This is a genomic window from Dyella soli, from assembly GCF_054482295.1.
Genome location: NZ_JBTFFU010000001.1, coordinates 1,461,900 through 1,480,467 on the forward strand (window position 1 = coordinate 1,461,900; position 18,568 = coordinate 1,480,467).

The following is an 18,568-nucleotide window of genomic DNA, read 5'->3' on the forward strand; positions in this document are numbered from 1 at the left end:
TCCTTTTGGCATTTGTGTATTGCCCGTGAGGATGGTTAGAGTGACCTCGAACGGCTGCGCAGGGGTAGCCGGGAGTCCAATCATGCAATTGCTACTGACCCGTTCCGCCATCGAGCGCGGGATGCAGCTGGTAGCAGGGATGCTCGCCCATAGGGACCCGCAGGACGCTTCCAACCACCAGACCCGGGACGAGAGCCACTTCCAGCTCGTGTCCTGGCAACCCGGCGCGCACTCGCGGCGGGAAGACGAACTGGCCCGCCAGCGCGAGCAGCTGCCCGACTGAGGTCGGCGGCCATGGCCAGCCTCAGGGGCTGGCGGGACCGGCAAAGATCCGCGTGATGTCGTCCGGGTCAAGCGCGCGCCACTTCCCGGGCGCGAGGTCGCCCAGGGTCAGTGCGCCCACCGAGACGCGTGTCAGCGCCTCCACGTGATTGCCGACCGCGGCGAACATCCGCCGCACCTGGTGATAACGCCCTTCGGTCAGCGTCAACCGCGCAAGCCGGGGCCCCAGCACTTCCAGCTCGGCGGGCGCCAGCGGCTCCGTTTCCGATTCGAGCATCATGCTGCCGCTGGCGAACAGTTCGCCCTCGTCGCCCCGCAGGTCGTGTGCCAGCGTGGCCTCGTATACCTTGGCCACGTTCGCGCGCGGCGAAATGATCCGGTGCAGCAAGGCGCCGTCATCGGTGAACAGCAGCAGCCCCGAGGTATCACGATCAAGCCGGCCCACGGTCGACAGCGCCGGATCGCGCAGGCGATAGCGTGGCGGCAGCAGGTCGTACACCACGCGGCCCTGGTCCTTGCGCGAACAGGTGGCACCCAGCGGCTTGTTCATCATCAGCGCCAGGCCTGCCGGCGGATCCAGCGGTTCGTCGTCGATGCGAATGTGCTCGGGCGACACTTTGTCGTCCGCGTAGAGCACCTCGCCGTCCGGGTCGGTGATGCGCCCTTCGCGAAACATCAGCGCCACGTCCTTGCGACTGCCATAACCAAGATTGGCGATCAGCTTGACCAGTTTCATGCGCGCACCCCGTTTGCCTCGATCACCTTGAATCCCTCTGCCACCGTCACGGTGCGTACCTGATTGAAACGTGCCGCGAGCGTGGACTCGTAGGGCAAATGGCGATTGGCCACCAGCCACAGGCGGCCGTGCGGCAGCAATGCGTTGGCGGCGGTATCGATGAAGGCGCGACCCAGTTCGGGAAGATCCGCGCGCCCCTGGTGAAACGGCGGGTTGCTGACGATGGCGTCGTAACGCCTCGGCAAGCCCTCGGCGACATCATGCCAGTGCAGCGAGAACGGCACCTCACGGCCACACTCGCGCTGCGCCTGCGCCAGGTTGAGCCGCGCCGGCTCGAACGCGCGCGCTTCGGCTTCATACAGGTCGATGCAGGTTGCGCCAGGGCAGCGCGCCATCACCTGGGCGGACAGGTAGCCATAGCCTGCACCCAGATCGGCCACCGCACCGGCAAGGTCGGCAGGCAGGTGCGCGGCCAGCAAGGCGGAGGCCGTGTCCACCCGGTCCCAGGCAAACAACCCCGGCCGGCTCATGTAACCGGCGGCGTTGCGGCGCGGCGCATCGAGGGCGAGCCATTCGTCCAGCAAGGCATGCTCGACGCCATCGCCCAGCGGCTGCGTCCAGAACACGCGGCACTTGTGCTTGGAAAGCTGCTGCAGCGGTCCGGCCAGTCGCGCCAGATCCGATTCGCCGGAGCGGGCGCCTTCGGCATTGGGCATCGCCGCCAGCACTACGCCGCCGGGCATCGCCCGGCGCACCGCGTGGGCAAACAGCGCGCGCGCCTCGTCGCGCTGGCGCGGCGGCAACACCAGTACCAGCGGAAAGCACGCGTCGAGGTCCGGCGTGGCGACGCGCATGCCGCTACGTTCCAGGGCATCGGCGAAGGGCCGGAAGCTCTGTTCGCAGGTCCAGCCCGCGCCCGCCATCTCGCGCAGCCGGAAGCCGTCGCGCGCGCGCAGGAACAACACGCGCCCGTCCGCGGGCAAGCGCAGCTGGCCCACGTCGAAGGGTACGAAAAGCGCTTCCAGCGCTGCATCCGAAGCAGCGGCGTTGAATACGGCAGCCATTACGCGCGACACATCCACGTCAGCGAGGGAACCGGCATTTTAGCCGCGCCCGCGCGCCGGTGCCTTCAATCGGGCGGCAACAACTCGCGCTCGCTGCGGAACTGGCGCGGCTTGCCGCTGAGCGGATCAATGAACGACAGCGACTGCGCCAGCAGCTGCAGTGGCCGCGCATAGTCATCGGCCGCCGGCCCGCTCAGTTCCGGATAGAACGGATCGTGCAGGATCGGCGCGCCCAGGCCAGCCATGTGCACGCGCAGCTGGTGTTTGCGGCCGGTGATCGGCTGCAACTGGTAGCGCCAGTGCCGGCCCGCACGCTCGAGCACGTCGATGCGCGTTTCGCTGTTGGCCTGCCCGTCGACTTCCTGCATGCGGAAAAAGGGCTCGCCCGCCACGATGCGCGAGCGGCGGACACACGGCCAGTCGAGCGCCGGCAGCGCCGGGGCCCAGGCCTGGTACAGCTTGTCGATGCCGCGTTCGCGAAACAGCGCCTGGTAGGCGGCGCGGCTGTCCCGGCTGGCGGAAAACAGCACCAGCCCCGCCGTATGCCGGTCGATGCGATGCAGCGGCACCAGCTCGGGGTTGTCCAGCGTGCGGGTCAGCCGCGCCAGCACGGTCTGCTGCACGAAGCTGCCGGCAGGCGTCACCGGCAGGTAGTGCGGCTTGTCGACGACCACCAGGTGCGCGTCGACGTGCAGCAAGGTCTCGTGGAACGGGATCGTCGGCTCGTCCTCGACCTCGCGGAAATAGCGCACGCACAGGCCGACGCGATACGGCGCGTCCGCGGCCAGCGGCTGGCCGGCCTCGTCCTGCACACGCCCACGCGCGAAGCGGTCCACCCAGCGTTCGCGCCCGATCTGCGAAAACTGAGCGCACAGGCCATCCAGCACCGTCGCCCAATCGCCCGGCGGCAACTGCAAGGTACTGGCGGCGGGGCTGGGCATGCGCGACTCCGTGACGGCAGGGCCCCAGCTTAGAGCCTGTCTGGCCTTTTTGTGACATGCGCTGGCCTGGCACTGATCGGTGGAGGCATCCGGGCGATATCGGTGCCACCCCCCGTTTCGTGACGCGCTGCCTTGGCTACACTCCAGCCATGACCGGGCGCCAGCCCGACGGTGACGCCAGCCGGCGTCGTGAAACGCTGACGGGGGCAGGAGATGGACAAGCGGACTGAGCGTGCGCGGCAACAGCCCGGGAGATCGCGGCGGGTGCCCGCGCCCTTGGCATGGATGGCCTGGATCACCCTGCTGGTCGCACCGGCGATGCATGCCGCCACCCTCGACCCGGCCGTGCTGCCCAAGGTGCAGGCCGCCACCTTCGAAGTGGTGATCCCCAAGCCGGTGAACGACACGCTCACGTATGAGAGGCCGTTGCCGCTCGACCAACTGCCGTTCCAGCTGCGCAACGACAAGTACTACTCCGTGGGCACCGCCTTTGCGCTGGGCGACAACCGCTATGTCACCGCCGGCCACGTGCTGTCGCTGGGCATCGACAGCCTGATGGGCGAGCCCGCGGTGCGCGACGCGAGCGGGCACGTCTACGCCATCGACAAGATCACGCGCTACTCGCTGCAGGAGGATTTCGTCGAGTTCACCCTGAAGAACCCGCCCAAGGTCGCCCCGCTGGAGGTCAACACGCATCCGGCGATGAACGACGTGGTCTATGCCGTGGGCAACGCCCTGGGCACCGGCGTGGTGATCCGCGACGGCCTGTATACCTCGCAGACGCCGGAGGAGGAAAACGGCCGCTGGCAGTGGATGCGCTTTTCCGCCGCCGCGTCGCCGGGCAACAGTGGCGGCCCGTTGCTCGACAAGGACGGCAAGATCATCGGCGTCGTGCTGATGAAGTCACCCGACGAAAACCTCAACTACGCACTGCCGATCGAGCTGGTGTTGCATGCGCCGGCCAACCTCGCCGTCATCGACACCCGCGAGCTTTACCAGCTGGACGTGATCGACAGCAAGCACTCGGGCGCGTTCAAGGGCGAGTTCCCGCTGCCCAGGAGCTTTGCTGATTTCAGCGCCGCGTACCAGAAGCTCTACAACGCCAACGCCGACCAGCAGCTGCACGACCTGCTGGCGGAAAACGCGAGCACCATGTTCCCCCACGGCGCCGGTTCCAGCCGCCTCCTGCACGGTGGCTCCAGCCTCAATCCGTTCCCGTCGCTGCTCCATCGCAACAGCAACGGCACCTGGGTGGTTTCGGCCGCCAGCGAAAGCAAGGGCAACCTGCCCCATAACGGCTATGTGTCGAAGGCCGCCATCGGCAACCAGGTGATGTTTCGCCTGCGCAAGCCCGACGACATCCCGAGCCGGCAGCTCTACGGCGACTCGAAGCTGTTCATGGACCTGGTGCTCCAGGGCGCGCCGTTGCAGCGCCGCGTCGGTTCCGAACAGGTCAAGGTGACCTCGCTAGGCAAGCCCACCGAGGAGCACATGCACGTAGACGCCTACCAGCGCCGCTGGCAGGTGCGCGTGTGGCCGATGGCGTACGACAACTCCATCCTCATCGCCTTCATGCTGCCGGTACCCGATGGCTACGCGGCGATGGTACGCGTCGTGCCAGCCAAGAGCGAGCATGAGGAGGTGAATGACCTCAAGGCGCTCGCCGATTTCGTCTATGTGTCCTACAGCGGCACGCTGGCGCAGTGGAAGGACTACCTCGGCAACACCGAACTGCTGCCCGCGACGCTGTCGAACATCGCCATCGGCTTCGACTACGGCAACAACTTCCACTACCAGTCCCGGCGCATCGGATTCGCCTATACGCCCGAGCTGCAGAAGATCGACAAGGACAGCCAGCTCGTGCTGGGCATGTCCTACTTCGAGGATCACGGCAAGGTGGTGTGGGATGTTTCCAACGTGGTCGTGAAGTCCAATATCGACAATGCCGAAGAGATCAGCTTCAACCGCCACGTCGCACCGTCGGACGACCTCGACGACAGCTATCGCAACTACTGGGGCAAGGTCGTGCGTCGCGACCATCCGGACGATGGTGTGCCGTACAGCGAGAACGACATGACCTATATCGGCACGGTCGGCGGCACCAGGGTCTCGGCCGAGGCCAGGCCCGATGTGCTCTATACGGCGTTCTACGGCGTGGACGGGCCGCGCCCCGAAGACGCCATGAAGGGCAAGCTCAACCTGCTGCTGCAGAAGCTGCAGATCAACGAGCACTGATCCCCGCCACGGGCGGGGCGGGCCCCTTCCCTGCGGGGGAAGGGGCCCGGAAGCGGTCCTTGCCGCCCACGTTTAAACGTCGCCGCAACATTCGCTGGTGCAATGTAATGCCGCCACCACCGGGAGGCGCGCATGCAGCGATGGCTCGGGACGATGGCAAGCGCCCTGCTCGTCCTGGCGCTCGCCTTGTCTGCAGTGGCCGGACCGGCCGCTGTCGGGGGCCCGCGTGCCACGGGCTTCGTGGTGCGCATGGAATTGACCGGACCGATCGGCCCCGCCGCGGCCGAATACGTGGACGAAACGCTGGCCCGCGCCCAGCGCGACGGCGCCACCGCCGTCGTGTTGCGGATGGATACGCCAGGCGGACTGTCCGACGCGATGCGCACGATCATCGCCAGCATCCTGGCGTCGAAGCAGCCGGTGCTCGGTTACGTGGCGCCAGGTGGCGCTCGGGCAGCATCCGCCGGCACGTACATCCTCTATGCCTGCCAGATAGCCGCCATGGCCCCGGCGACCCACGTCGGCGCGGCCACCCCAGTGCCGCTGGGCGACGCCGCGCCCCTGCCGCTGGGCAACACGCCGGCGCCTGCCGGCAGCACGCCGCGACCCGAAAGCGATGCGGAAGCGACCAAGGTACTCAACGATGCGATCGCCTCAATCCGCACGCTGGCGCAGCTCAACGGCCGCAATGCCGAATGGGCCGAGCAGGCCGTGCGCGGCGCCGCCACGCTGACCGCGGACGAAGCGCTGCAGAAGCACGTGATCGACTTCGTCGCCGCCGATACCGATGCGCTGCTGCGCAGCGCCGAAGGCCACCGCGTGCACGTGGCCGGCAACGACATCACCCTGCACGTGGCCGGCCTGCCGGTGCGCGACTATGCCCCCAACTGGCGCACGCACCTGCTGGGCATCGTGACGCACCCGACCATCGCCTACATGCTCCTGCTGGCCGGCGTTTACGGGCTGGTGCTCGAGGCGTTCCATCCCGGCGTGCTGCTGCCGGGCATCGCCGGCGCGATCTGCCTGCTGATCGGCCTGTATGCGCTGCAGCTGCTGCCGGTCAATTACGCCGGCCTGGCCCTGATGGCGCTGGGCATCGCGCTGGTGCTGGCCGAATTACTGGCGCCCTCGGTCGGCGCCATCGGCATCGGCGGCGTGGTCGCCTTCGTCATCGGCTCGATCATGCTGTTCAACACCGGCGTGCCGGGCTATGCAGTGAACCTGGGCGTGATCGGCGGCATCGCCTTTTCCGCGGCGGCGCTGCTGGCCCTGCTGCTGCGCCAGGTGACGCGATCGCGGCGGACGCGCCCGTTCAACGGCGACGCCCAGCTGCTGCGCGGCACCGGCGAATTGCTGCACGGGGTGACGGCCGGCGGTGAAAGCTGGGCGCGCATTGGTGGCGAACAATGGCGCGTGCGCTGCGAATCGGCCCTGCCGGCCGGTGCGCGCGTGCGTGTCGTGGGTCGGGACGGCCTGTTGCTGCGGGTAACGGCGGCCTGATCACCGGATGGCAAAGGAGAAGCTCATGTTCGGTTTCCTCGGTGTGATCGTGATCTGGGTGGCGGCGCTGCTGTTCCTGTCGATCAAGGTGCTGCCCGAATACCAGCGCGGCGTAGTGCTGACGCTGGGTCGCTATACCGGCACCAAGGGGCCGGGACTGGTGATCCTGGTGCCCATCGTGCAACGCATGATGCGCGTGGACCTTCGCGTCACCGTGATGGACGTGCCGCCACAGGACGTGATCTCGCGCGACAACGTGTCGGTGCGCGTCAACGCCGTGGTGTATTTCCGCGTGGTGGAGCCGGACAAGTCGATCCTGCAGGTCGCCGACTTCTTCCAGGCCACCAGCCAGCTCGCGCAGACGCGCTTGCGCTCGGTGCTGGGCCAGCACGAGCTGGACGACATCCTCTCGCAGCGCGAATCGATCAATCACAGCCTGCAACAGGTGCTCGACGAGGCCACCGACCCCTGGGGCATCAAGGTCAGCAATGTCGAGATCAAGGACGTGGACCTCAACGAGACCATGGTGCGCGCCATCGCCCGCCAGGCCGAAGCCGAGCGCGAACGCCGCGCCAAGGTGATCCACGCCGACGGCGAGCTGCAGGCCGCCGCAAAGCTGCGCGATGCCGCCGCCACCCTGTCGCAGCAACCGCAGGCCCTGCAGTTGCGCTACATGCAGACCATGGCCGACATGTCCAACAGCGGCAAGGCATCCACCATCGTCTTCCCCCTGCCCATCGACCTGCTCAAGCCCTTGCTGGACGCCCTGCCCCGGGCCTGAGGGCCGCCCGGCGGAAGGCCCGGCAGGCGGCGGGGTGCCGCGGACGCGTACAATGGGCGGCTACCTTGCGCAGGCATTCCCATGGCCCTCAACGCCACCATCTACAAGGCCGAGCTCCAGGTCAGCGACATGGACCGGCACTACTACGCCACCCATGCGCTGACGGTCGCCCGGCATCCCTCCGAAACGGCAGAGCGGCTGATGGTGCGACTGCTGGCGTTCGCCCTGTATGCCGATGACCGGCTCGAGTTCGGCAAGGGCCTCAGCGACGAGGACGAGCCGGCCTTGTGGCGCAAGGCGTACACCGGCGAGATCGAACAGTGGATCGAACTGGGCCAGCCCGACGAGGCGCGCATCCGCAAGGCCTGCGGGCGTTCGCAGCAGGTCGTGGTGATCAACTACAGCGGCCGCGGCGCCGACATCTGGTGGGAGAAGATCGCCGGCTCGCTCAGTCGCAACCGCAACCTCACCGTGCTGGACATCGCATCCGAGACGGTGGACATGCTGGCGGCGATGTCCGAGCGCGGCATGCGCCTGCAATGCCTGATCCAGGATGGCCAGTTGCAGGTGATGAGCGAGACCACCAGCGTGTCGGTCGAGCCGCAGCGCCGCATGACCGCCGCCCAGGCGAACTGACGGCCCGCGCATGCCTTCGGCGTCGTCCAACCACCCCGGCCTGGTCATCATCGGCGGAGGTCCCGCCGGACTGATGGCGGCGGAAGTCGCGCGCAACGCCGGTGTGGAGGTGGATCTCTACGAGGCGAAGGGCTCGGTCGGGCGCAAGTTCCTCATCGCCGGCAAAGGCGGCATGAACCTCACCCACGGCGAAGCCAGGGCCGATTTCGTGCAGCGCTACGGCGCACGCGCGCCGGAAGTCGGCCAGTGGCTTGACGATTTCGATGCCGACGCGGTGCGCGCCTGGGCCCGCGGCCTCGGCGTGGAGACGTTCGTGGGCACCTCGGGCCGGGTCTTCCCGCATGATCTGAAGGCCGCCCCGCTGTTGCGCGGCTGGGTCCATCGCCTGCGCGAGAGTGGCGTGCGCTTCCATGTGCATCACCGCTGGACGGGCTGGAACGACGACGGCTCGCTGCGCATGGCCACGCCCGCGGGCGAGCTCGCCATCCGGGCCGACGCCGTGGTGCTGGCGCTGGGTGGCGGCAGCTGGCCACAACTGGGTTCCGATGGCGCCTGGCAAACCTGGCTGGCCGCGCGTGGCGTGGCCATGACGCCGCTGGTGCCGGCCAACTGCGGCTTCGACATCGGCTGGAGCGAGCACATCGCCGGCCGCCACGCCGGGGCGCCGCTCAAGCCCGTGTCGATCCATTTTCGCGATGCCGCCGGCACCGAGCATGCGCGCCAGGGCGAGTGCGTGATCACCGCCACCGGCATCGAAGGCAGTCTGATCTACGCGTTCTCCGGCCCGCTGCGCGACGCCATCGCCGCGCACGGCGAAGCCAGGCTCGCGCTCGACCTCGCTCCCGACCGCACGCTGGAGCGCCTGTGCCGCGATCTGGCGCGACCCCGCGGCAGCCATTCGATGAGCGACCACCTGCGCCGGCAGACCGGCCTGACCGGCGTGAAGGCGGCCTTGCTGCACGAAGTGCTCACCCGCGAGCAGTTCCACGACACTGACACCCTCGCGCGCACCATCAAGCGCCTGCCGCTGCGGCTGGAAAAGGCGCGCCCGATCGAAGAGGCCATCAGCAGCGCCGGCGGCGTGCGCCTGGAAGCGCTGGACCAGCAGATGATGCTCACGGCCGTGCCCGGTACGTTCTGCGCCGGCGAGATGCTCGACTGGGAAGCACCGACCGGCGGCTACCTGTTCACCGCCTGCTTCGCCAGCGGACGTCGCGCGGGCCTGGCCGCCGCCAGCCGGATCAAGCACTTGCAGGCGCAGCCTGCGGGCTGAGGCTCGCGTCGCAGGATCGCCGGACCGCGCTACATCTTTTCCGCCACCCGCCGATACAGAAGCGGAGCGAAGGCGGGACTGACGTGGGAGCGGGAAGCACGATGACGGGCAACTGGTGGCGGTTCTTCGCACGCGAACGCACGCCTGTACCACAGGCGCCGCGCGAGCCTGCGTCGGGCAAGCCCGGCGCGCCCGCGCCCGTTCCCGCCGCGCACGGCAGCGTGTCGGGCGACGAGATCGAGGAGCGCTTTCATCGCTTCATCCTGAACCTGCCAGCGAGCACCAGCGACGAGGCGAACCTGGCCCACGAACAGGCCGTGCTGCAGCGCCTGCGCGAGCTGTGCGACAGCGGCCGCTTCGACGTGCGCAGCCTGCCGCGCATGCCGTCCGTGCTGCCGCAGCTGATGCGTGCGATGAAGAGCGACAACCTCAACGGCGCGCAACTGGCCAACCTGATCCGCCGTGATCCGGTGCTGGTCGGCGAGGTGATGCGCGTCACCGGCAGCGTGACCTACCGCACCGCCCATCCGGTCGGCAGCCTGCAGCACGCCGTGGTGCTGCTCGGCCAGATCGGCCTGCGCCATGTGGTGTCGGTCTACGTGATGAAACCGATCCTGGTGGCCAGCGCAGGCGCCCGGGGGCAGATCGTGGGGCAGCGGCTATGGGAACACGCCGAGCGCTGCGCACATGCCGCCGTTTTTCTCAGCAAGGGCCAGTGCGATCCGTTCGAGGCCTATCTGGCGGGCCTGGTCGGTTACAGCGGGGTCGGCGCCGTGGCACGCCTGCTTGATCGGGAAGCGAGCGGCAGCCTGGCGGCCTGCTCGCCAGCCTTCATCGCTGGATGCGCCAGGATCGCCACCCACCTCACCGTGCAGGTCGGCCGTCACTGGGACTTGCCGCCGCTGGTGCTGGACGCGTTGACCGAGCACGCCGAAGCCGACCATGCCAACCTGACGCTGCCGATGAGCCGCGTGCTGCATGCGGCGCAGCGCCTGGCCATGTGCCAGTTGCTGGCAGAAAACGGCCTGGTCGACGGCGAAGCCGATTACACCGACGGCTCGATCACCCAGTTCCCGTCAATGCTGCTCCATCGCTGCCGGCAGGACCTGCAGAAGAACTTCGCCGCGCCCTGAACCGGCCTCACTGATTCGCGGCGATGCGCGCCCTGGCCTCGGCCACCATCGCGAATGAGCGGCAGCGCGCCTCGTGGTCGAACACGTTGGCGGTCACCAGCAGCTCGTCGGGACGATGCCGTGCGACGAACGCCTCGATGCCCTGCTTCACCGTGTCCGCCCCGCCCACGATCGCGCAGGCCAGCGCACTCTCCACGCCGAATTTCTCGGTGGGCGTCCAGTAGTTTTCGATATCGTCGATGGGCGCCGGGATCAGCCCCGGCCGGCCCCGGCGAAGATTGATGAAGCTCTGCTGCTGGGTGGTGAACAACCGCCGCGCTTCGGCATCGCTGCCGGCGGCCACCACGTTGACACCCAGCATGGCGTAAGGCGCCTGCAGGCGCGCCGACGGGCGGAAATCGCGGCGGTACAGCGCCAGCGCCTCGTCCATCGCGTCGGGCGCGAAATGCGAAGCGAAGGCGAACGGCAGGCCCATGGCCGCCGCCAGCCTGGCGCTGAAAAGACTCGATCCGAGCAGCCACACCGGTACCTCGATGCCGGCGCCCGGTACGGCCCGCACCGGCTGCTCCGGCGTGGCCGGCTCGAAGTAGGCAAGCAGTTCCGTTACGTCCTGCGGAAAGGCCTCCGCACTGTCGAAGTAGCGTCGCAGCGCCCGCGCCGTCGCCTGGTCGGTCCCCGGCGCACGCCCCAGTCCCAGGTCGATGCGCCCCGGATACAGCGAGGCCAGCGTGCCGAACTGTTCCGCCACCTGCAGCGGCGCATGGTTCGGCAGCATGATGCCGCCCGCCCCCACCCGGATGGTCGAGGTGCCGCCGGCCACGTGACCGATCAGCACCGCCGTCGCCGCACTGGCGATGCCCGGCATGTTGTGGTGTTCGGCCAGCCAGTAGCGCGTATAGCCCAACTGTTCGGCGCGACGCGCCAGGTCCAGCGTATGGGCAAACGCCTGGGCCGCGTTGCTGCCTTCGGTGACAGGGGCCAGGTCCAGAACGGAAAACGGAATCATGCGGCGTCCTCGGCGGGGAAGTCAGCAAGGTGGGGGCGCCCGGGCGAAATGCCACCGTGGCGCCATCGCGGGTGGTGCAAATTCCTTCGAACTGGCTGAACGCCACGCACGAGCCGCGGTGCGACCACGCCGTTTCGCGACAAATGTTGACGGGGCGCAAATTTTTCGCGTGAAGGCCGCGTAAGCTTGCGTCGCCCAACGAAGCGCCCGCCATCTGCGGCGGGTCGCTTCCGCCCGTGCATTTTCCTTACCGGAGGTTTGATGAAGCGCCTGTTTATCCTCGCCCTATCGGTCGCCCTGCTCGGCGGCAGCGCCGTGGCGCTCGCCGGCCCCGTGCAAGACCATGAACATGAACACTGGGACGACCACGATCGCGACCATGACCGCGACCATGACCATGACCGCGACTGGCACGACCATGATGACAAGCACGGCCACGGCGACCACGACGAGTACCGCCACGACAACGGCAATCACCGGGGCTGGGAAAAGCACGCCTACCGTCGCGGCGAACGCCTGCCCGACCGCTACTACGGTCGCGAGTATGTCGTGGTCGACTACGAGCGCTATCACGTGCGTCGCCCGGAGCCGGGTTACCGCTGGGTGCGCGATGACGATGGCCAGCTGATCCTCACTGCGATCGCCACCGGCCTCGTGATCGACATCGCGCTGAACCACTGAGGTTGACGCACGGCCGGCTGCCCGCCGCACCTGCCCGGTGCGCGCGGGCAGTTCCCGGCAATGGAATGATGCGGTTGGCGGGCCAGGCGGGCGACCCACGCACGGCGACTGGCGTCAACCGCGCATGGTGGGCTGTCCCGGCGCCAGCGAAGGCTTCAGTACGCGATCAGCGCATGATGCCGGTGTGGCCCAGCGAATAGCGTCCTGGCTGCGGCCACACGGTGAGGCCATGCGGCTCCTGGCCGACGTTGATGGAACGGACCTGCCCCGAGGCGGTGTCGATGGCATAGACGACGTCGTCGAAGCGACCCGACAGCCACAGCGTCTTGCCGTCCGCGCTGACGTTGCCCATGTCCGGGCTGCCGCCACCGGGGATCGGCCAGTTGGCCACAACTTTCTGCGTGGCGAAATCGATCACCGACACGCTGCCCTTGCCCTTGCGCGGACCGTGGATCTTGTTGGATCCGCGGTTGGCGACATAGAGCCTGGTGCCATCGCGGCTCGGATACAGACCATGCGTGCCCACGCCGGTCTTGATGAAGCCGACCTGCGTGAAACTCTTGCCGTCGATCAGGTAGACGCCGTCGGCCATCATGTCGGCGACGAAGAAGGTCTTGCCATCAGGAGAGGCGCGAATGTCCTGCGGCATGCCGTGCTTGGCCAGGTCCAGGTAGCCCACCACCTGGCGCTTCACGAAGTCGATCTTGACCAGCTTGCCGGTGAATTCGCAGGTGAAGATGGCATAGCTGCCGTCGATGGCGAATTCGGCGTGGTTGATGCCCTTGCAGTCGGGCGCCTGCAGGCTCGAATGCATGGCCATGCTGTGCGCGTCGCGGAAGTCCAGGCGCGCATGCGCCTCCACCACCACGATCGCTTCCTTGCCGTCGGGCGTGAAGTACATGTTGTACGGGTCATCGACGGCGACATTCGCGCCGGGCTTGCCGGTCCTCGGATCGATCGGCGTCAGGCTGCCGGTGGTCTTGCGCTCGGCGTTGTTGGTGACCCACAGCGTACGCAGGTCCCACGACGGCACCACGTGCTGCGGGCTCTCGCCCACCTTGAACTTGTCCACGACCTTGTAGGTCGCCGGATCGATCACGTAGACATCGTTCGAGCGCAGGTTCGGCACATAGATTCGCGGCAGGTCGTTCGCCACGGCCGCACTGAGGTGGTTGAGCCCGGCCTCGCTGTACATGTTGGCCGGGTTGACCACCGGCGGCATGCCGGGAACCGTGGTGACGGCCGAGGCCGCCAGGGCGGTGCCGCCGATGCACGCCGCGGTGAGCGCAAACGATGCCAGGCGGAACAGACGGGATGAGCGTGGGGAGTTGGGAATGGCCATGGTCATGCAACGTAGGTGGGAAGTCAGGGGTTGCCCCCGGGGGGATTAGCGTCCCTGTGTGTCTTTCTTCAGGGCGTCGACGGTATTTGACACGATAGCATTGATGCCCAGCTGACCGAGATCAGCCGAGGCGCGGCGCGGGTCGCCGCCATACACGCCATCGGACGGACCCAGCCTGGGAGCGCGCTGCAGTTGCTCGAGCCGGACCATCTGCGGCGCCACCGCCAGCTGCAACGAGGTATCGGCCAGTCCCGCATGGGTGCCGATTTCATCGTCGCGGAAGCCGCGCTGGCGCAGCATCTGCGCATAGCCGTCCGACGCGCTGGCGTAGTATTCGGGTGGCACGATGGCGCGGGCCTTGCCGCCCCATGCCTTGTTCAGGCGCCCGGCGACCCGGGCCAGGTCTTGCTGGTAGCCGCCATGGTCGCCGAGCAGGACGATGTTGCGGAAGCCGTGCACGGCAAAGCTCTGCGCGGCCGATTCCAGCAGTTGCTCGAACACGGCATCGGGGATCGTGATCGTGCCCGGAAAACGCATATGCGAGGCAGGCGGGGCATAACCGCCTTCGGGGACATAGGCCACCACCGGCGCCACCAGCGCATTGCCCAGCCGCTCGGCGATCTTCCGCGCCAGGAAGGCCGCGCGCGCGTTGTGCTTGCCCACGGCGATGCCCGGCCCGCTCTGCTCGGTACCGCCGATGGGAATGATGATGGTGGTCTTGCCCGCCTGGACCTGGTCGCGCACTTCCGTCCAGGTGAGGTCCTCGAGCAGGACGGTTTTCGGCGCCTGCGCCCACGATGCCGGCAACACCGCCAGCAACATGGCACATGCAAGTGCCCGCAGGGCCTGCTTATGCATCCGGGAAATCCTTTCGACTAGCGGTGTGCCGCCGGAGATGGCCCGCATGGCCGTCCACTCGGGAGCACGACGGCATAGCTTGCCGCATATGGACGCAAACAACGAGACCGAAGGCACGGCCTGTTCAGTCCGCCGACGGTCCCGGATGCCGCTGCTTCCACGCCGCCAGTTCCTCGCGATAGCGACCCATGGCCTCGTCATACAGGTCGAAGATGCAGGGGACGCAGCCCTGGCCACAGCAGTCACCATCGTCGGGCGGCTGGGGGCGTGTGGGTGGCGGGTCAGCGGAGGGCGCAGGCGCGCCCTCCGTGACGTCGGGCTGATGCGAATCGGTCAAACGATCATCCGGGCTTGCGGAAACGGTAGACGAACTGGTCGGTATGGCCACGGATCGACTTGTCGAACACCTTGATGTTGTGCGGATCAGCGGGATTGCGCAGCACGTCGCTTTCGCCGTCGAAGACAAAGCCCGCAGACTCCACCTGCTTTCTCACGATGGCCGGATCGATGCGATGCAGCGTGTCGGTGTCGCGCATGCCCGAGCCCGCCTCGGCCACGTGGTCTACCACCACGAAGACGCCGCCGGGCTTGAGCGAATCGAACACCTGCTTGTCGAACACCACCGGATCGACATTGCCCATGAACTTGTCGGGATAGTCGTGGTAGTTCTGCGAGGTGAACACGACGTCGACCTTTTCGGGCGTCTTGAACTCCTTCGCCGCCACCATCAGTACGCCCACGTTGGCGTAGTGCGGGTTGGCCACCAGCGCCTTGGAGGCCTGCACGTCCGACTGTGCCTCCTTGCCGTACTCATTGGGCCATACCGCATACACGCGGCCCTTGGGCCCGACGATGGCGCTGAACACGCGGGTGAAGTAGCCGCTGCCCGGGATCAGGTCCACGACCGACTGGCCGGGCTTGATCTGGGCGAAGGCGGCCAGTTCGCCCACCTTGCGGCGGGCGTCGTTGGCGGCGTCGTCCTTGCGCGCCGGATCGTTGACCGCCGAGGTGACATACGCGGGGACGTCCGACGAAGCTGGTGATGCGGCCAGCGACGCGGTGACAGGAAAAGCGAGGGCAACCAGCACTGCAAGAACGGTAGGACGCATGACGAACTCCGTGGTCTGGGTTGTGGGGGCGCCATTGTGCGCCCCTACAGCGTAACCCGCGCCATGACCTTCGGCACGAGTCGCGTCCCGGAAAAGCGCGGCGGCCGCTCCGGACCCGCCGACGGGCGAGGCGAGCCGGCAGCCCCCTGCCCGGCCTCGCCCCACGGAAAGGGCGAGGCCGTCCGGGTCACTTCGCCGCCGGCTTGCCGGCCAGGTCCGTCAGCAGCACATGCCAGTAGGCCACGTCGTCATAGAACGACTTCACCGGAATGCGCTCGTTGAGACCATGCGCGAACGCGTCGCTGGTCTTCATGAACAACCCGCTGACGCCGTAGGTGGGCACACCGGCGGCGCGGAAATACAGGCCATCGGTCGCACCCGACTCCTGCTCCGGCGTGACCGTCACGCCCGGGCGGATGGTATGGACGGCCCGGGTCACCGCCGCCATCACGTCCGGACGCAGCGGCGAGGCATCGCTGGCAACCGCCTTGCCCACCAGCGCCACCGAGACCTTGGATCCGACCACGTCCTGCAGCGCCTGCTGCACGGTATTGACCGGTACGCCGGGGAAAATGCGGCAGTTGATGGTGGCCGTGGCCGACTGCGGCAACGCATTGTCGGCGTGGCCGCCGCGCAACAGGGTGGCCACGCAGGTCGTGCGGGTCTTGCCCACCTCGGACGGCTCGGCGGCCAGCGTCGCCGCGGCGGCCGCGTCGTGCGGGTCCTTGGCGAAGGCACGCATCGCCTCGCCCAGCTTGCCCGGCGTGGTCGCGCCCAGCGCCTTGAACGAGGCCAGCGTGGTGTCGTTCCACATCACCGGGAAACTGTAGCCCTGCACCTTCTTCAGTGCGTCGGCCAGTTCATAGATGGCGTTGTCCGGACGCGGCAGCGAACTGTGCCCGCCCGGGTTGTGCGTGGTCAGCTCGAAACTCGCATAGGCCTTCTCGGCGGTCTGGATGCCGTACACCAGCGGCTTGCCCGCTTCGCTCAGTTCACCGCCACCGGCATCGGTATTGAGCGCGTATTCCACGTCCACCAGGTCGCGATGGTTCTTGACCAGGTCCTCGATGGTGTCCTGCGTGGTTTCCTCGTCGCCGGTGTAGACGATGACGAGGTCACGCGACGGCACGAAGCCTTCTTTCTTCAGGCGGATGAAATTGGCCGCCAGCACGGTCACGCCGCTCTTGATGTCCTCGGTGCCACGTCCGTAGAAGTAGCCGTTCTCTTCGATCAGCTTGAACGGATCGCGCTGCCAGTCTTCCGGCTTGGCGGTGACCACGTCCATGTGCGCCATCAAGGCGATCGGCTTGCCGCCGGTGCCATTGCCCCGGTAGCGCACGACCATCGCTGCCGTTTCGCCATGCGGAATGATGTGGATGTCCGACTCCGGAAAGCCTGCCGCGCGGAACTGGTCGGCCAGGTACTTCGCCATCACCGGCACCTGCCCCTGTCCGATCTCGGTCTTGAACGCGATCAGGTGGCTGAAGATGTCGCGTGCCCGTGCCTGGTTCGGATCCAGCGTGGCTGCCTGTGCAGATAGCGCGACCGAAAAGGTCAGCAGCGAAGCGAGCAGGGTTTTCTTCATGGAACATCTCACCGGCGTCGGAAGGAGCCGTGAGTATGTCCTGAGACCGGCCCGTCGTGCACGCCCGGCTGCAAGGATTTTCACGATGTCCGGAGAGCCAGGCGCCAACCGCTAGACGGGCGAAAAGCGCCATGCGTCCAGCGTGCGGTACTCCCCGCCGCCGACGATGCTGTGCAGCAGGGCAAAGCCCTCGACCCGCCAGCTGATCGGCTCGATCGGCATCGCCTCCGGCAGTGCGCCGCGGCTATAGGCAAACGTGACGTGGGGCGTGAAGACTCGCGCGAGATGGTTGCCCAGTCCCGCCAGGGTCAGCGCCTGGCGCAGGTCCTGCCAGAGACCCTGCAACTCCGGCGGCACCTGCGAGCAACGCAGCACGCACGGCGGCTCGCGCCCATGGAAGCCGGCCACGCCATCGAGCACCAGCTCGAACGGCGCGCAACGCAGCTTGCCCGCCGCGGCGATCGCGCCGTCGACGATGTCGCTGCGCAGCGAAGGATGGTCGCCGAGAAAATGCAGCGTGGCGTGATAGCGCGACGGCCGGATCATGCGTGCCCGCAGATGCTGCGTCGCCACCGCCACCGTCGCGGCGCGCTCGATGCGTGCACCCTCGGTCTCGCCCGGCAGCAGCGCGAAAAACAACCGGTGCACCTGTGCTGGCACACCGGCGCCCAACAGGTCGAATTGCCGGGAGGTCGGATCGGTACGGCGAGTGGGCATGGCAAGAACCGGGAAGCAGGCGGGCGGAACGGGGACACCGGCGATTGTAGGCCCGGGCATCGCGCCCGTCTTCCACGCCTCCATGCATCGACGCCACCGCCCGGGTGCAACGAGGGTTCGCGCGCCGCGCGGCACGCACCGGCCATGGGCAAGCCCGGCAAGGCGGGCGTATGCTGGGGCCGCCGGCGCGTCCCCACGCACGGCATTCCCACATCGAGCCACATCACGCAGTCAGGAGGAAGATCCATGGCTTTCTCTGCACGTAGCCCGGATGTACCCATCGCACAGATCAACGTGACGCCACTGGTGGATGTCTTGCTGGTCCTGCTGGTCATCGTGATGATCACGTCGCCAGTGATTACGCACAAGCTGTCGCTCGACCTGCCGCAGGCCGCGCCCGATGCGCCGCTTCAGGCCGAACCGGTCCGGCTCGCCATCCACGCCGACGGATCGATGGCCTGGAACGAAATTCCCATCGACTCATCCATGCTCAGTGCGCAGTTTGCCGTGGCCGCACGCCGGAAGGACGGACCGAAGATCTTCATCGATCCCGCCGACGGCGTGCCCTACCAGATCGTGGCCGGCGTGATCGCCAGCGCGAGACGGCAAGGTCTGGACCGGATCGACTTCATGGACGAGCGCCGGTAAGCGACCGGGCGGGGCCGCAGCCGCAGCGTGGGGGTGGAACC

General features: G+C 67.6%; 19 protein-coding genes. 9 read left to right on the top strand and 10 right to left on the bottom strand.

From position 1 onward, the window contains the following. The first annotated feature begins 82 nt into the window (after positions 1–82). Positions 83–283 (top strand): hypothetical protein, encoded by a 201-nt coding sequence (locus ACXU4B_RS06720; RefSeq protein WP_131408919.1) that lies wholly within the window; start codon positions 83–85, stop codon positions 281–283. A 21-nt stretch (positions 284–304) separates the two neighbouring features. Here ACXU4B_RS06720 and ACXU4B_RS06725 read toward each other — a convergent pair whose 3' ends face one another. From ACXU4B_RS06725 to ACXU4B_RS06735, 3 genes are all read right to left on the bottom strand, one after another. Beyond that, on the bottom strand, positions 305–1,018 hold the full coding sequence (locus tag ACXU4B_RS06725) for a pseudouridine synthase (protein WP_131408921.1): 714 nt from the start codon (positions 1,016–1,018) through the stop codon (positions 305–307). Next, on the bottom strand, positions 1,015–2,082 hold the full coding sequence (locus ACXU4B_RS06730; protein WP_131408923.1) for a class I SAM-dependent methyltransferase: 1,068 nt from the start codon (positions 2,080–2,082) through the stop codon (positions 1,015–1,017). The genes ACXU4B_RS06725 and ACXU4B_RS06730 overlap by 4 nt, the downstream gene beginning before the upstream one ends. 65 nt (positions 2,083–2,147) lie before the next feature. Next, on the bottom strand, positions 2,148–3,023 hold the full coding sequence (locus ACXU4B_RS06735; RefSeq protein ID WP_131408925.1) for a pseudouridine synthase: 876 nt from the start codon (positions 3,021–3,023) through the stop codon (positions 2,148–2,150). 264 nt (positions 3,024–3,287) lie between these two features. On the opposite strand from ACXU4B_RS06735, the gene ACXU4B_RS06740 reads away from it, so the two are divergent. The 6 genes from ACXU4B_RS06740 (at position 3,288) to ACXU4B_RS06765 (ending at position 10,581) form a co-directional block, all read left to right on the top strand. Continuing rightward, positions 3,288–5,258 carry a S1 family peptidase gene (locus tag ACXU4B_RS06740; protein ID WP_240734027.1) on the top strand — a complete coding sequence of 657 codons (1,971 nt, stop codon included), beginning with the start codon at positions 3,288–3,290 and terminating at the stop codon, positions 5,256–5,258. 132 nt (positions 5,259–5,390) lie between these two features. Beyond that, positions 5,391–6,758: an NfeD family protein gene (locus tag ACXU4B_RS06745; protein ID WP_240734028.1), complete on the top strand. Its 1,368-nt coding sequence runs from the start codon at positions 5,391–5,393 to the stop codon at positions 6,756–6,758. 25 nt (positions 6,759–6,783) lie between these two features. Beyond that, positions 6,784–7,539 (top strand): slipin family protein, encoded by a 756-nt coding sequence (locus tag ACXU4B_RS06750; RefSeq protein WP_131408928.1) that lies wholly within the window; start codon positions 6,784–6,786, stop codon positions 7,537–7,539. Positions 7,540–7,620: 81 nt separating this feature from the next. Beyond that, complete coding sequence (locus ACXU4B_RS06755; protein WP_131408929.1) at positions 7,621–8,175, top strand: YaeQ family protein; 555 nt, start codon at positions 7,621–7,623, stop codon at positions 8,173–8,175. A 10-nt stretch (positions 8,176–8,185) separates the two neighbouring features. Next, on the top strand, positions 8,186–9,448 hold the full coding sequence (locus tag ACXU4B_RS06760; protein WP_131408930.1) for a TIGR03862 family flavoprotein: 1,263 nt from the start codon (positions 8,186–8,188) through the stop codon (positions 9,446–9,448). Positions 9,449–9,549: 101 nt separating this feature from the next. Then, positions 9,550–10,581, top strand: a complete 1,032-nt coding sequence (locus ACXU4B_RS06765) for an HDOD domain-containing protein (protein ID WP_131408932.1) — start codon at positions 9,550–9,552, stop codon at positions 10,579–10,581. Between the two features lie 7 nt (positions 10,582–10,588). Here ACXU4B_RS06765 and ACXU4B_RS06770 read toward each other — a convergent pair whose 3' ends face one another. Then, entirely contained in the window at positions 10,589–11,587 is a 999-nt protein-coding gene (locus ACXU4B_RS06770) for an LLM class flavin-dependent oxidoreductase (protein WP_131408934.1), read from the bottom strand. Between the two features lie 261 nt (positions 11,588–11,848). Between ACXU4B_RS06770 and ACXU4B_RS06775 the strand changes: the two genes are divergently transcribed. Continuing rightward, positions 11,849–12,268 (top strand): RcnB family protein, encoded by a 420-nt coding sequence (locus ACXU4B_RS06775; protein WP_131408936.1) that lies wholly within the window; start codon positions 11,849–11,851, stop codon positions 12,266–12,268. 166 nt (positions 12,269–12,434) lie between these two features. On the opposite strand, the gene ACXU4B_RS06780 is transcribed toward ACXU4B_RS06775, so the two are convergent. From ACXU4B_RS06780 to ACXU4B_RS06805, 6 genes are all read right to left on the bottom strand, one after another. Then, positions 12,435–13,610, bottom strand: a complete 1,176-nt coding sequence (locus ACXU4B_RS06780; protein ID WP_131408938.1) for a YVTN family beta-propeller repeat protein — start codon at positions 13,608–13,610, stop codon at positions 12,435–12,437. A gap of 45 nt (positions 13,611–13,655) precedes the next feature. After that, entirely contained in the window at positions 13,656–14,468 is an 813-nt protein-coding gene (locus ACXU4B_RS06785) for a creatininase family protein (protein WP_131408940.1), read from the bottom strand. 124 nt (positions 14,469–14,592) lie between these two features. Next, positions 14,593–14,856, bottom strand: coding sequence for an oxidoreductase-like domain-containing protein (locus ACXU4B_RS06790; RefSeq protein ID WP_458910852.1), 264 nt, complete (start codon positions 14,854–14,856; stop codon positions 14,593–14,595). After that, positions 14,810–15,577: a class I SAM-dependent methyltransferase gene (locus ACXU4B_RS06795; RefSeq protein WP_131408944.1), complete on the bottom strand. Its 768-nt coding sequence runs from the start codon at positions 15,575–15,577 to the stop codon at positions 14,810–14,812. Before ACXU4B_RS06795 ends, ACXU4B_RS06790 begins: the two co-directional genes overlap by 47 nt. A 187-nt stretch (positions 15,578–15,764) precedes the next feature. Beyond that, on the bottom strand, positions 15,765–17,162 hold the full coding sequence (locus tag ACXU4B_RS06800; protein WP_131408946.1) for a M20/M25/M40 family metallo-hydrolase: 1,398 nt from the start codon (positions 17,160–17,162) through the stop codon (positions 15,765–15,767). A gap of 111 nt (positions 17,163–17,273) precedes the next feature. Continuing rightward, entirely contained in the window at positions 17,274–17,879 is a 606-nt protein-coding gene (locus ACXU4B_RS06805; protein WP_131408948.1) for a 2'-5' RNA ligase family protein, read from the bottom strand. Between the two features lie 144 nt (positions 17,880–18,023). Here ACXU4B_RS06805 and ACXU4B_RS06810 point away from each other — a divergent pair, with 144 nt between their 5' ends. Further along, positions 18,024–18,527 (top strand): ExbD/TolR family protein, encoded by a 504-nt coding sequence (locus ACXU4B_RS06810; protein WP_240734029.1) that lies wholly within the window; start codon positions 18,024–18,026, stop codon positions 18,525–18,527. The last annotated feature ends 41 nt before the right edge of the window (positions 18,528–18,568 follow it).

Bases quoted from the DNA above. Each gene is read 5' to 3' on its own strand.
- ACXU4B_RS06755 (WP_131408929.1), top strand. From the start codon at position 7,621: ATGGCCCTCAACGCCACCATCTACAAGGCCGAGCTCCAGGTCAGCGAC.
- ACXU4B_RS06785 (WP_131408940.1), bottom strand. From the start codon at position 14,468: ATGCATAAGCAGGCCCTGCGGGCACTTGCATGTGCCATGTTGCTGGCG.
- ACXU4B_RS06805 (WP_131408948.1), bottom strand. From the start codon at position 17,879: ATGCCCACTCGCCGTACCGATCCGACCTCCCGGCAATTCGACCTGTTG.
- ACXU4B_RS06750 (WP_131408928.1), top strand. From the start codon at position 6,784: ATGTTCGGTTTCCTCGGTGTGATCGTGATCTGGGTGGCGGCGCTGCTG.
- ACXU4B_RS06730 (WP_131408923.1), bottom strand. From the start codon at position 2,082: ATGGCTGCCGTATTCAACGCCGCTGCTTCGGATGCAGCGCTGGAAGCG.
- ACXU4B_RS06800 (WP_131408946.1), bottom strand. From the start codon at position 17,162: ATGAAGAAAACCCTGCTCGCTTCGCTGCTGACCTTTTCGGTCGCGCTA.
- ACXU4B_RS06775 (WP_131408936.1), top strand. From the start codon at position 11,849: ATGAAGCGCCTGTTTATCCTCGCCCTATCGGTCGCCCTGCTCGGCGGC.
- ACXU4B_RS06720 (WP_131408919.1), top strand. From the start codon at position 83: ATGCAATTGCTACTGACCCGTTCCGCCATCGAGCGCGGGATGCAGCTG.
- ACXU4B_RS06795 (WP_131408944.1), bottom strand. From the start codon at position 15,577: ATGCGTCCTACCGTTCTTGCAGTGCTGGTTGCCCTCGCTTTTCCTGTC.
- ACXU4B_RS06745 (WP_240734028.1), top strand. From the start codon at position 5,391: ATGCAGCGATGGCTCGGGACGATGGCAAGCGCCCTGCTCGTCCTGGCG.
- ACXU4B_RS06725 (WP_131408921.1), bottom strand. From the start codon at position 1,018: ATGAAACTGGTCAAGCTGATCGCCAATCTTGGTTATGGCAGTCGCAAG.
- ACXU4B_RS06780 (WP_131408938.1), bottom strand. From the start codon at position 13,610: ATGGCCATTCCCAACTCCCCACGCTCATCCCGTCTGTTCCGCCTGGCA.
- ACXU4B_RS06765 (WP_131408932.1), top strand. From the start codon at position 9,550: ATGACGGGCAACTGGTGGCGGTTCTTCGCACGCGAACGCACGCCTGTA.
- ACXU4B_RS06735 (WP_131408925.1), bottom strand. From the start codon at position 3,023: ATGCCCAGCCCCGCCGCCAGTACCTTGCAGTTGCCGCCGGGCGATTGG.
- ACXU4B_RS06810 (WP_240734029.1), top strand. From the start codon at position 18,024: ATGGGCAAGCCCGGCAAGGCGGGCGTATGCTGGGGCCGCCGGCGCGTC.
- ACXU4B_RS06760 (WP_131408930.1), top strand. From the start codon at position 8,186: ATGCCTTCGGCGTCGTCCAACCACCCCGGCCTGGTCATCATCGGCGGA.
- ACXU4B_RS06770 (WP_131408934.1), bottom strand. From the start codon at position 11,587: ATGATTCCGTTTTCCGTTCTGGACCTGGCCCCTGTCACCGAAGGCAGC.